The sequence below is a fragment of the Brenneria roseae subsp. americana genome (assembly GCF_003115815.1).
In the GTDB taxonomy this organism is placed as follows: domain Bacteria; phylum Pseudomonadota; class Gammaproteobacteria; order Enterobacterales; family Enterobacteriaceae; genus Brenneria; species Brenneria roseae.
This window is the reverse complement of sequence record NZ_QDKJ01000017.1, coordinates 48925-61242: the sequence shown is the minus strand read 5'-3', so window position 1 is coordinate 61242 and position 12318 is coordinate 48925. Positions and strand designations below refer to the sequence as shown.

General features: G+C 54.9%; 10 protein-coding genes. 3 read left to right on the top strand and 7 right to left on the bottom strand.

From position 1 onward, the window contains the following. Positions 1–18: 18 nt before the first annotated feature. The 7 genes from panB to thpR all read right to left on the bottom strand — a co-directional run bounded on the left by panB (position 19) and on the right by thpR (position 6220). Positions 19–813, bottom strand: coding sequence for a 3-methyl-2-oxobutanoate hydroxymethyltransferase (panB, locus tag B4923_RS18525; RefSeq protein WP_109055838.1), 795 nt, complete (start codon positions 811–813; stop codon positions 19–21). A 148-nt stretch (positions 814–961) separates the two neighbouring features. Next, positions 962–1459, bottom strand: a complete 498-nt coding sequence (folK, locus tag B4923_RS18520) for a 2-amino-4-hydroxy-6-hydroxymethyldihydropteridine diphosphokinase (protein WP_109055837.1) — start codon at positions 1457–1459, stop codon at positions 962–964. Further along, the gene (gene pcnB, locus B4923_RS18515; RefSeq protein WP_211313976.1) at positions 1459–2868 is read right to left on the bottom strand and encodes a polynucleotide adenylyltransferase PcnB; all 1410 of its coding nucleotides are present in this window, start codon (positions 2866–2868) and stop codon (positions 1459–1461) included. The genes folK and pcnB overlap by 1 nt, the downstream gene beginning before the upstream one ends. 87 nt (positions 2869–2955) lie before the next feature. Further along, positions 2956–3846: a tRNA glutamyl-Q(34) synthetase GluQRS gene (gene gluQRS, locus B4923_RS18510; RefSeq protein WP_109055864.1), complete on the bottom strand. Its 891-nt coding sequence runs from the start codon at positions 3844–3846 to the stop codon at positions 2956–2958. Positions 3847–4043: 197 nt separating this feature from the next. Then, complete coding sequence (dksA, locus tag B4923_RS18505; protein WP_109055835.1) at positions 4044–4499, bottom strand: RNA polymerase-binding protein DksA; 456 nt, start codon at positions 4497–4499, stop codon at positions 4044–4046. A 436-nt stretch (positions 4500–4935) separates the two neighbouring features. Continuing rightward, positions 4936–5670 (bottom strand): DNA/RNA nuclease SfsA, encoded by a 735-nt coding sequence (gene sfsA / locus B4923_RS18500; RefSeq protein ID WP_109055834.1) that lies wholly within the window; start codon positions 5668–5670, stop codon positions 4936–4938. Between the two features lie 7 nt (positions 5671–5677). Next, entirely contained in the window at positions 5678–6220 is a 543-nt protein-coding gene (gene thpR / locus B4923_RS18495; RefSeq protein WP_109055833.1) for an RNA 2',3'-cyclic phosphodiesterase, read from the bottom strand. A gap of 90 nt (positions 6221–6310) precedes the next feature. On the opposite strand from thpR, the gene hrpB reads away from it, so the two are divergent. The 3 genes from hrpB to fhuC all read left to right on the top strand — a co-directional run bounded on the left by hrpB (position 6311) and on the right by fhuC (position 12316). Then, entirely contained in the window at positions 6311–8755 is a 2445-nt protein-coding gene (hrpB, locus tag B4923_RS18490; RefSeq protein ID WP_109055832.1) for an ATP-dependent helicase HrpB, read from the top strand. 102 nt (positions 8756–8857) lie between these two features. After that, positions 8858–11332, top strand: coding sequence for a bifunctional glycosyl transferase/transpeptidase (gene mrcB / locus B4923_RS18485; RefSeq protein ID WP_109055831.1), 2475 nt, complete (start codon positions 8858–8860; stop codon positions 11330–11332). Positions 11333–11518: 186 nt separating this feature from the next. Then, complete coding sequence (gene fhuC / locus B4923_RS18480) at positions 11519–12316, top strand: Fe3+-hydroxamate ABC transporter ATP-binding protein FhuC (RefSeq protein ID WP_109055830.1); 798 nt, start codon at positions 11519–11521, stop codon at positions 12314–12316. The last annotated feature ends 2 nt before the right edge of the window (positions 12317–12318 follow it).

Sequence of the window (12318 nt, the reverse complement as noted above, 5' to 3'; positions counted from 1 at the left end):
TAACGAATACAGCCTGCATTAATGGAAAGAATGTTCTTCGGCTGGATAAATACCCTGTTCAACTTCTTGTACATAGAGGCGGGCGGCGGCGCGAATATCGCCGCTTTGCGCCAGAAAATTTTTGGCGAACTTAGGCGTTTTCTCCCCGGTAATACCAAGGGCGTCATGCATCACCAGAATTTGTCCGTCGGTAACGTTACCGGCTCCGATACCGATAACCGGAATGGAAAGGGCGTCAGTGATGCGTTGTGCCAGAATAACCGGTACACATTCCAGAACCAGTAGTTGGGCGCCGGCCTGCTCCAGCGCGAGCGCATCCTCAAGCAACTGGTTGGCGGCCGCCTCGTCCCGACCCTGAATTTTGTAACCGCCGAAGATATTAACGGATTGCGGCGTCAAGCCCAGATGCCCGCAAACGGGAACGGCACGTTCGGTCAGCATTTTCACCGTGGGCGCCAGCCAGCTTCCGCCCTCCAGTTTGACCATATTGGCGCCAGCGCGCATCAGCTCTGCGGCCTGGCTAAAGGTTTGCTCGGGTGTGGCGTAACTCATGAACGGCATATCGGAGAGCAGCAGTGCAAAGGGCGCGCCGCGACGAACGCAGCGTGTGTGGTAAACAATGTCATTGATGGTGACGGGCAGCGTTGAGTCATGTCCCTGTAATGTCATACCCAGGGAATCGCCAATCAGCATCACTTTGATTCCCTGTTCATAGAACAGGCGAGAGAAGCTGGCGTCGTAAGCGGTAATCGAAGCGAATTTCCGCTTTTCTTGTTTCCATTGGCGCAAATGGGAGATGGTCGTCGGTTTCATGACAGCCTTCCTATGTCAATAGGGCGAAGAATGAAAGGCGATCATTCTAATGGAAGCTGGCGTGCAGGGATATACCCTTATCTTACAAGTTGCTGTTGTAAATCGGGGAAAATGGGTAGCGGGGCATGGTGTGCCGAGTTGGCACGGTTCAATCGTGGTTATCGTTATCCCACAGCGTCAAGCCGTTGCGATCGACATGGGCAAGACGGCGAGAAAGCGGCTCGCCATCGGGGAAAATCAGATCCGGCGCGATCTCTGCGAGCGGATACAACATGAACTCGCGATTTTTCATATCGTAATGCGGAACCGTCAGGCGCGCCGTATGAATCACGGCGTCGCCGAACAGCAAAATATCCAGATCCAACGTGCGTGGTCCCCAACGATGTTCCTTGCGCTCACGCCCCTGCTCAAGCTCAATCTGCTGCGTATAATCAAGCAACCGTTCAGCTTCCAGACCGGTTTCCAGCGCGACGACCGCGTTGAGGTAATCCGGCTGATTTTGCGGACCAAGCGGGCGGCTACGGTAAAATGAAGAGCGATTGACTACCCGGGTGAGTGGAACATTATCCAGCGCAGCTAGCGCGGTCCGCACTTGCCGTAGCGGTTGTGCCAGATTGCTGCCCAGCGCCAGATAAACGCACGTCATCAGGTATTTTCTCTGTGAGTCGTCGGTTTGCGCGGACGACGGGGCCGTGAGCGACGGTGAGAGGTTGGGCCGTCATCCAGTGATTTCAGCATATTTTGCTGTTGCGGCGGTGCGGCAATCTGAAACTCGCCCCACCATGCGGCCAGACGCAATAGTTCCTGGTGGTTCTCTATTTCAGCACGCAGGCAAAGCAGATCATAGGCGGCGCGGAATTTCGGATGTTCCATCAGCTTATATGCACGTTTTCCCTGGCGGCGCGACAAACGCAACTGTAGTTGCCAGATATCCCGTACTAAAGACGTAATACGTTTAGGAATAGCCAGTGAACGGCATTGTTCGTCCAGCACATCGTTCATTGCCAGCGAAAAGGCATCGAAATACGCCAGACCGCTTTCCTGCGCCAGCTTTTGCGCATGCTCGATCAGCGGATACCACAGCATGGCGGCGAACAGGAACGCCGGGTTAACGCGCATACTGTTTTGCAGACGTTGGTCGGTGTTTTTCAGAACCTGTTCGACCATACGTTCCAGCGTCGTGTCGCCGGCTTCGGTAAAGTGACGGCTAATCAGCGGGAACAGCGGCTGGAATAACTGATATTCGCACAGCATTTTGTAAGTGGGGTAGCCGTAACCGGTTTGCAGCAGCTTCAGCGACTCTTCAAACATACGGGCTGCCGGTATATCGTGCAGCAAGGCCGCCAGCCGAGGGATCGGTTGTGCGGTTTCAGGGCTGATGGTCATCCCCAGTTTGGCGGCAAAACGCACGGCGCGCAGCATCCGCACGGGATCTTCACGGTAGCGGGTTTCCGGATCGCCAATCATGCGAATAATACCCTGACGCAGGTCATTCAACCCATTGGTATAGTCACGGACGGTGAAATCGGCAATGCTGTAATACAGGCTGTTGATGGAAAAATCACGACGCTGGGCGTCTTCTTCAATCGAGCCAAAAATATTGTCGCGCAGTAGCATGCCGCTCTGGGCCTGCTGGGCGGAATTCTTGATTTCCTGCTGTTCCTGATGCTGGTCGTGATGGCCGCGGAATGTCGCGACTTCAATCACCTCTGCTCCGAACATCACGTGAGCCAGACGGAAACGGCGGCCGACCAAACGGCAATTGCGGAATAGCTTACGAACCTGTTCTGGCGTCGCACTGGTGGTGATATCAAAATCTTTAGGCTTTTTGCCCAGCAGCAGATCACGAACGCCGCCTCCGACCAGATAAGCCTCGTAGCCCGCTTTGTTCAGGCGATAAAGTACCTTCAGCGCGTTATCGCTGATGTCACTGCGTGAAATATTATGCTGGTCACGCGGGATCACCGTCAGATACTGACGCGGCTCCTCGGGTTCGACCGTTTCGTTCTCACGATTCAGTACTTTACGGCAAAAATTAGCGACTCGGGTAAAGATAATACACCTCGATAGTGATGGATAAATAAAGGTACGCCACGAAAAATAGCGGCTAATCATAGCTCACCAGACTCTCTTTGAGAATGATCATGTGATCTCTGACAGATTTATTGCTGCTTTCACGGGGATTTTATCAAGCGACCACTGTGCGGCAGACCACTCAAGCAGCGCCGGGAGCGTCAAATCCTGCCAGCTTTCCGGTAACGGCTGATGCAGAAATTGCAACGCGGCGGCCAGAATCGGTCGCGGATCGCTATCTGGCAGCGCCGGGGCATGATTTTGTTTGGAGAGTTTCTGTCCCGCGGCATTCAGCACCAGTGGCAGATGAACGTAATCCGGCTCCTGATACCCTAACTGACGATAGAGCGCGATTTGTCGTACGGTCGGTTCAATCAGATCGGCGCCGCGCACGATCTCCGTGATCCCCTGTTCATGATCGTCGACGACGACGGCCAGATTGTAGGCAAACAGCCCGTCCCGACGATGAATGATGAAATCTTCTTCAGCCAGTGCGCGATCGGCATGGATATCGCCGCGCAGGCGGTCATGAAAGTGGAAAACGGGCGTTGTCTGCCGTAAGCGTACCGCGGCCTGATGCGCTGGGAGACCCAGATCGCGGCAATGGCCGTCATATTGACCACCCAGTTGCCGGATACGGCTGCGAGTACAGGTGCAGTAGTAGCTTAATCCGCGTTGTTGAAGTTGATGCAGTGCTTCGAGGTAGAGAGCATGCCGCTGTGATTGATAGACGACATCGCCATCCCAATGCAGGCCGTAATGTTCCAGTTGAGAGAGAATGCGGGATGAGGCGCCGGGAATTTCACGGGGAGGATCGATATCTTCAATACGCACCAGCCAACGTCCGCATCGGGCGCGAGCCTGAAGGTAACTGCCCAGCGCAGCTATCAGTGAGCCAAAATGCAGATCGCCGGAAGGAGAGGGGGCAAAACGCCCAACATAATGGTTTGTTTCAGACATACCAGCCATAAATGTGTACACCGGGTTGGGTATACGAATGCTAACACGTTGAGTGGTATTGAAAAGCGCAGAGTAAAGAAACCACAACGATCAAAACTTATATGATCGCGACAATTCATGGGGTTGGCAAGCCTATTCCATAAAGCCTGTCCCTGCGTACATATCTACGCTCGCAGGGCAGGCTTTTGAATGGATAGTTAACCCGCCATTTGCTTTTCGCGTATTTCTGCCAGTGTCTTGCAGTCAATACACAAATCAGCGGTTGGGCGCGCTTCCAGACGGCGGATGCCGATCTCTACGCCACAGGATTCACAGAAACCAAAGTCTTCATCTTCGATTTTTTGCAATGTTTTTGCGATCTTCTTGATCAGCTTACGTTCACGGTCGCGGTTGCGCAGTTCAAGGCTGAATTCTTCTTCCTGAGCGGCACGATCCACGGGATCGGGAAAATTGGCTGCTTCATCACGCATATGCGATACAGTACGATCCACTTCGTCCCTGAGTTGGTTGCGCCATGCTTCAAGAATACGCTTGAAATGAGCCAGCTGAGCGTCGTTCATATACTCTTCGCCCGGCTTCTCCTGGTACGGCTCTACTCCGGCAATTGCGAGAATGCTCAGAGAAGATGTCTTACGGTTTTGCCCTTCTTGCATGTTGCTTCTCCTACATAACACGACACGCACTATACCCTGCTTATTCGAAGTTACCGCGTTGTCGGTCACAATAAAGGTCGGCTTCTTTCACTTATCCAAATGTCTTATCTTGATAAGCTATCCGGCGTCCCTCCGCTTGCTGCCCGACCGTAACTTCAATCACTTTGGGTATATCGATCCCCTAAGGGGAAAAACAGGCCGCTATAAATAGCAGATGGAGATTAGGTTGGCAATGGTTCCTGACACCGGCCTGATAAAGTGTGAGGAACAACTGATTATCATCAGATGATAAACAACGTGTTAGCGTGTTATAGCGATGCTCACTTTATTTATCTCCTATACCCTTCATCTTGCAAGTTGCAGGTGTGTTGGCGATTTTACCCGGTCCATCCGGGACCGCTGCAAGCCGCGTTCAAATCTGCTCCTGGCCGATTTGTCACTCACCCGTGAGGACGGCGTGGGTGCCATGGGTATATAAAGGCAACTTATGCGTAAGCCTGATGCCATCAGGGGATAATGTGGAGGCATAACATAAAATTTCAACCCCTTTCTGCTGTGCCTCCGTTAATAATTCGGCATAGCGTGGATCAATATGCCGAGCGGGAGAAACCTGCGCTATCCCTGAGTGCAGTACGGCGAAGAACAGAACGGCCCGCTCACCATTGGTTACGACCTGTTGCAGTTCACGCAGATGCTTCTGACCCCGGAGGGTAACCGCATCGGGAAAATAACCACATCCATGTTGCAATAATGTGACAGACTTTACCTCAATATAGCAGTTAATCTTGTCTGCCGCCTGTAAGAGCAGATCGATACGGCTGTTTTCCGTACCATATTTCACTTCGGTCTTGACCTTCGTGTAGCCGGCCAGCTCCGCTATCCGGTTTGTTGACAAGGCCTCGTGCAATAACGTGTTGGCGCGCAGCGTGTTGACACAAATCCATTCATTTTGTTGTGTTTCCGTCAGTTCCCAACTGTGGGGATATTTCCGTTTCGGATTATCGGATGTGGAATACCAGACGGTGTCTCCCGGCGTAGCACAACCCGTCATCGCTCCCGTATTGGCGCAGTGCAGCGTAAGCATTTCACCCTGCGGGGTGATGACGTCGGCAAGAAAGCGTTTGTAGCGTTTAATCAGCCTGGCCGGCTGCAGGCGAGGAGTAAATTGCATGTGTAGCCTATCGTGAGAGAGGCTTGACCAGTGGCCAGCTTGCCAATGTTTGATAGCGGGTTCTGCCATTTTCAAACAGAGACTGGTAAAGCGAGAAATGGTCCATGTTTATCGACCAGTTGAAATCTGCAGGCGGTAAGGCGACCGGTCTGGTCGCTCCGCGTAACAGGGTGATATGAGGATGGAAGGGCTGGGATGTCTGATAACAGCCATTACGGGCAGCCTGCGACCGTAACAACTCGGCCAGCTGCAACAATCCTCGCGGTGCCTGCCGGCATCCTATCCAGACCACGCCGGGACGAGGCCACTGTCCGGCGTCGTTCAGGTTTACCGTAAATGCCGGCTGGCTGATGCGCCCCGCCAGTGTGCGCAACACCTGTTCTTTTTGTTCGCTTACTTCCCCCAGGAAGGCCAACGTCAGGTGGAGGTTAGCGGCGGCGACCGGACGGCCGGCTTCAGCCAGGAAATGTTCAGCGCGCCAGCGGATAATGTCCTGCTGGATTTTTTCTGGCAGCGATAAGGCAAAAAACAGTCGGCGGGTGACGTGCATGTCTGTCTCTCTGTTCTGATTCCATCCGATGCTACTTTCATTCGATGCTACAATGCTCGCCGCTGAAAGTTAACCTTTACGGAGATTTCTGTGATTTTACCGCCCGTCAGCGCCGTATCCGATGATGTGATCTCGGCGCTGCATACTTCACCTCAGGTGTTGCTCTCGGCTCCCACCGGCGCCGGGAAATCGACCTGGCTGCCGCTGCAATTGCTTCAACAGGGCAATCTGAACGGACGGATCATCATGCTCGAACCCCGTCGGCTGGCGGCAAAAAGCGTCGCCTGGCGGCTGGCCCGGCAATTAGGTGAAGAGCCGGGCCAGACGGTAGGTTACCGCATGCGGGCGGAAAGTCGGGTCAGTGCTTCGACGCGTCTGGAAGTGGTCACGGAAGGGATGTTGACGCGTTTATTGCAGCAGGATGCTGAGTTGAAAGATATTGCGCTGGTAATTTTGGATGAGTTTCATGAGCGCAGCCTGCAGGCCGATCTGGCGCTGGCGTTATTGTTAGATGTGCAACAAGGGCTGCGTGAGGATTTGAAACTGCTGATTATGTCCGCCACGTTGGATAATACGCGGCTTTCAGCCCTGCTGCCGGCCTCGACCTGCGTGGTATCCGAAGGTCGGAGCTATCCGGTCGAACGTCATTATATTCCCTTGAACAGTCAGGAACGGCTGGAAGAGGGCGTTGCCCGTCAGGTCAGGCGACTGATGACGGAACAGACGGGATCGCTGTTGCTGTTTTTGCCCGGCGTCGCCGAAATTAAACGTGTTCAGACATTGTTGGAAAGCAATATAACGGATGACGTGGATCTCTGTCCGTTGTACGGGGCGTTGACGTTGGCAGAGCAGCAAAAAGCCATCCTGCCGTCTGACCCCGGTCGCCGTAAAGTGGTGTTGGCGACCAATATTGCGGAAACCAGCCTGACCATTGAAGGTATTCGTCTGGTTGTGGATTGTTGTCTGGAGCGGGTAGCGCGTTTCGACGTGAAAAGCGGATTAACCCGGCTGGTGACGCAGCGTATCAGTCAGGCTTCCATGGTGCAGCGTGCCGGACGCGCCGGGCGCTTAAGCCCTGGGGTGTGCTGGCATCTCTGTTCGCGTGAGCAGGCTGAACGAGCTGCGGCGCAAAGCGATGCCGAAATACTCAGCAGCGATCTGAGCAGTTTCTGGCTGGACCTGTTGCAATGGGGTTGTACGGACGTGGAGCAGCTTACGTGGCTGGATACGCCCCCATTATCCGCTTTGCAGTCTGCTCGCAATTTGTTGAGACAGTTGAAGATTACCGATCGGCAGGACCGGCTGACTTCCGAGGGGCGACAGATCGCCGCGCTGGGATGTGATGCGCGGCTGGCAACCATGTTGTTTACCGCCGTCCGACAAGGCGACGATGCGCTGGTGACGGCAGGGTGTCTGGTGGCGATTCTGGAAGAACCGCCCCGTAGCGGGTCGATTAACCTGATGGATTGGCTGCATCGGCCGCTGCCGCATTGGCAGCGTCGTGGACAGCAGCTGACGCGCCGTCTGGCGTCTGTATCCGGCCGTATTGATACGGCGTGGGCCGCCTGGCTACTGGCGCAGGCCTTTCCCGATCGAATCGCCCGGCGGCGCAGTCAGGATGGCCGCTATCAGTTGGCTGGCGGCATCGGGGCCATGATGTCGGCAGATGATGCGCTGTCCGGCACCGAGTGGCTGTTGGCGCCGGCGCTGCTCCAGAACAACCAGTCGGCGGATGCGCGCATCCTGCTGGCTTTGCCACTGGAAATAGATCAACTGGTACAGCAGTTACCCATGTTGGTGAGTGAGCATAACGTCGTGCAGTGGGATGAGGAAAAAGGTACGCTGCGCGCCAGCAGATGCAGGCAGATTGGTAACCTGATATTACAAACGCGCCCGTTGACGAAACCTTCTGATGAAGAGCTACAGCAGGCCATGCTGTGGTGGCTGCGGGAACAGGGGTTATCTCTATTGAATTGGGAACCCGCGGCGGTACAGCTTCGCGCCCGCGTGCAGTGCGCCCGGCAATGGCTGCCAGAGATCGAGTGGCCGCAGATGGATGATGAAACGTTGCTGGCTATGCTGGAATCATGGCTGCTGCCTTCTTTGGCCGGCGTGCGTGATTTGCGCGCGTTACGACAGGTGAATCTCAGTGAAGCACTGATGCGTTTGCTGGACTGGCCCCTGCGACAACGGCTGGATAGTGCGTTGCCGACCCATTACACTGTGCCAGGCGGCAGCCGGTTGCCTATCGCCTATTATGACGATAAACCGCCGGTGCTGTCGGTACGGCTACAGGAAATGTTTGGCGAACGGCAAAGTCCGCTGCTGGCGGAAGGGCGTGTTGCGCTGGTTTTGGAACTTTTATCGCCGGCTCAACGTCCATTACAGATTACGCGTGATTTGGCCGCGTTCTGGCAGGGTGCCTATCGTGAAGTGCAAAAAGAGATGAAAGGGCGTTATCCCAAACATGTCTGGCCGGACGACCCGGCAAATGCGATGCCGACCCGACGTACGAAGAAGTACCAGCATCACTAATTTCAGACGTTTCCGCTTCCTTGAAATGTGCGGCGGAAACAGAGTAGACGGCTTGAGCGCAAAGCAGGTGGCCGTTAACAACCTGACGGAGAAGTAACAGTAATGTCTCGGGATGATCGCGAACCTATCGGGCGCAAAGGAAAAGCGTCAGGACGGAAACCTACGCGTAAGCAGGCCGTAAGGCGTCGCAGGGACGACGACTATGATGATGATTATGAAGATTATCAGGACGACTTTGACGACGACGATGGCTATGACGATGAGGAAGAGATGACGCAGAAACCGCGTAAGAAACGACGCTGGCTGGGGCTTTTTATCAAGCTCTCCCTGGTGCTTGCGGTCGTGCTGGCGATTTATGGCGTGTACCTCGACAGCCAGATCCGTAGCCGTATTGAAGGCAAGGTATGGCAATTGCCTGCGGCGGTGTATGGCCGCATGGTTAACCTTGAACCGGGCATGTCTTATAACCAGAAAGAGATGATCAGCCTGCTGGAAGGCATGCAGTACCGTCAGGTCAGTCGTATCACCCGACCGGGTGAATTCAGCGTTCGGAGCAATACCATCGAAATGCTGCGGCGTCCGTTCGATTTTCCGGATGGCAAAGAAGGACAGATTCGCGCTCGCCTGACGTTTAATAACGATCGTCTGGCGCAGATCCAGAATCTGGAAAACCAGCGCAATTTCGGCTTTTTCCGCCTCGATCCGAAGTTGATCACCATGATGCAGTCGCCGAACGGTGAGCAACGTCTGTTTGTGCAGCGGTCCGGATTCCCCGATCTGCTGGTCGATACGCTCATCGCTACCGAAGATCGCCACTTCTACGAGCATGACGGGATCAGCCTGTATTCGATCGGTCGAGCGTTTTTGGCGAATATTACCGCCGGACGCGCCGTACAGGGGGGAAGCACCCTGACGCAGCAGTTGGTGAAAAACCTGTTTCTGACCAATGAGCGTTCTTTATGGCGCAAAGTTAACGAAGCCTATATGGCGTTGATCATGGATTATCGCTACAGCAAAGATCGCATTCTGGAACTGTATCTCAATGAGGTCTATCTCGGTCAGAGTGGTAACGATCAGATCCGCGGTTTCCCGCTGGCCAGCCTTTATTACTTTGGCCGTCCGGTCAACGAACTGAGCCTCGATCAGCAGGCGCTGCTGGTGGGCATGGTAAAAGGCGCGTCGTTGTATAACCCGTGGCGTAACCCGCAGATTACGCTGGAGCGACGCAATCTGGTATTGCGTTTGCTACAGAATCAGCAGGTGATTGACGCCGATCTGTACAATATGTTGAGCGCCCGCCCGCTGGGTGTGCAACCTAAAGGCGGGGTCATCAGCCCGCAGCCCGCCTTTATGCAAGTGGTGCGTCAGGAATTGCAGCTGCGGCTGGGCGATAAGATTAACGATCTGTCGGGCGTAAAAATCTTCACCACGCTGGATCCTGTCTCTCAGGATGCGGCAGAAAGGGCGGTGGAAGAGGGGATCCCGGCGTTAAGAGCGGCGCGTAACGTCAACGATCTGGAATCGGCGGTGGTGATTGTGGATCGCTTCAGCGGTGAGATCCGTGCGATGGTCGGCGGTTCGCAGACGCAATATGCCGGATTTAATCGTGCATTGCAGGCCCGTCGGCCGGTCGGTTCTCTGGCGAAGCCGCCAACCTATCTGACGGCATTAAGCCAACCCGACGTTTATCGTCTGAATACCTGGCTGGCGGATGAGCCTTTGTCGCTCAAGCAGCCGAATGGGCAATTGTGGCAGCCGAAAAACTACGATCGTGAATTCCGCGGCCGGGTGATGCTGGTTGACGCGTTGGCGAATTCTTTGAACGTCCCGACGGTGAATCTGGGTATGGCCGTTGGTCTGGATCAGGTCACCGCGACGTTGAAGCGTTTAGGCATTCCCGACAACGTTATTCAACCGGTGCCGGCAATGCTGCTGGGGGCCATCAGTCTGACGCCAATGGAAGTCGCGCAGGAATACCAGACTATCGCCAGCGGGGGGAATCGTGCACCGCTGTCCGCGCTACGCTCGGTGATCGCGGAAGACGGCAACGTGCTGTATCAAAGTTTCCCACAGGCGGAACGTGCGGTTCCGGCCCAGGCGGCTTATCTGACGTTGTACGGTATGCAACAGGTGGTCGCGCGGGGCACGTCGCGTTCACTGGCGGTTAAATTCCCGAATTATCATCTGGCGGCCAAAACCGGCACGACCAACGATCTGCGTGATAGCTGGTTTGCCGGAGTCGATGGTAAAGAAGTGGCGATCACCTGGGTCGGGCGCGATAACAATGGTCCGGCGAAGCTGACGGGGGCAAACGGTGCGCTGACGATTTATCGTCGCTATCTGGAAAATCAGACGCCTTTGCCGCTGATGCTGACGCCGCCGGAAGGGATCACCACCATGACGGTGGACGCCAGTGGCAACTTCATCTGTAACGGCAGCGGCGCCGGACGTGTGCTGCCGGTCTGGACGGATAATCCGCAGGCGTTGTGCCAGGCCAGCCAGCCGCAGGCTCCGCAGCAAGAGCAGCAGGATGGCGAGGGCGTGGCTGACTGGATCAGGCAAATGTTTGGTCAGTAACGGTTTATTCCCCCGGATTTCCCGGGGGTTTTTTTGCGCGTGTTTCAATCCTCCCACGCGGTAAATTTCTTGCGGGGACGATTCCGTTAAGCCTATTATGCAACCGTTATAATAATCATTATCGTTTACTTTTTACCTGATAACGGTTGCATCTTTTCCCTGATTGTCATTGAAAACCAAAACGTTATGCAAAATCAAAATCGATTGCCTGATACAACGTTCAGACTGGATGAGGTGAGTTTTTCTGTCACCGGTCGTACGTTACTGCATCCATTGTCGCTGGCCTTTCCTGCCGGTAAAGTCTGTGGCTTGATCGGACACAATGGTTCAGGGAAATCCACGCTGTTGAAAATCCTGGGGCGCCACCAGCCTGCCAGCAGTGGCAATGTGCTGCTGGGCGAGCAATCTGCCGCCAACTGGGACAGCAAATCCTTTGCCCGTCAGGTTGCCTATCTGCCCCAGCAACTGCCGGCGGCGGAAGGTATGACGGTACGCGAGCTGGTGGCGATAGGGCGTTATCCATGGCATGGCGCACTGGGACGTTTCGGTAGCGCCGATCGGGAAAAAGTTGACGAAGCGATTACGCTGGTCGGGCTAAAAGCGTTCGCCAATCGCCTGGTCGACAGTTTATCCGGCGGTGAACGGCAGCGCGCCTGGTTGGCGATGACGGTAGCGCAGGACAGTGGTTGTCTGTTACTGGATGAACCCACCTCAGCGCTGGATATTGCCCATCAGGTCGAGGTGCTGGCGCTGATTCAACGGATGAGCCGGGAGCGTGGATTGACGGTGATAGCTGTCCTGCATGATATCAATATGGCGGCTCGTTACTGTGATTATCTCGTCGCATTGCGCGGCGGGGAAATGATCGCTCAGGGTGAACCGGCTGCTTTAATGCAAAGCGACGTGCTGGAAAATATCTACGGCATCCCGATGGGAATATTGCCTCATCCCGGCGGCGGCGCGCCGGTAAGTTATGTTTGCTGACG

Bases quoted from the DNA above. Each gene is read 5' to 3' on its own strand.
- panB (WP_109055838.1), bottom strand. From the start codon at position 813: ATGAAACCGACGACCATCTCCCATTTGCGCCAATGGAAACAAGAAAAG.
- folK (WP_109055837.1), bottom strand. From the start codon at position 1,459: ATGACGTGCGTTTATCTGGCGCTGGGCAGCAATCTGGCACAACCGCTA.
- gluQRS (WP_109055864.1), bottom strand. From the start codon at position 3,846: ATGTCTGAAACAAACCATTATGTTGGGCGTTTTGCCCCCTCTCCTTCC.
- dksA (WP_109055835.1), bottom strand. From the start codon at position 4,499: ATGCAAGAAGGGCAAAACCGTAAGACATCTTCTCTGAGCATTCTCGCA.
- sfsA (WP_109055834.1), bottom strand. From the start codon at position 5,670: ATGCAATTTACTCCTCGCCTGCAGCCGGCCAGGCTGATTAAACGCTAC.
- thpR (WP_109055833.1), bottom strand. From the start codon at position 6,220: ATGCACGTCACCCGCCGACTGTTTTTTGCCTTATCGCTGCCAGAAAAA.
- mrcB (WP_109055831.1), top strand. From the start codon at position 8,858: ATGTCTCGGGATGATCGCGAACCTATCGGGCGCAAAGGAAAAGCGTCA.
- fhuC (WP_109055830.1), top strand. From the start codon at position 11,519: ATGCAAAATCAAAATCGATTGCCTGATACAACGTTCAGACTGGATGAG.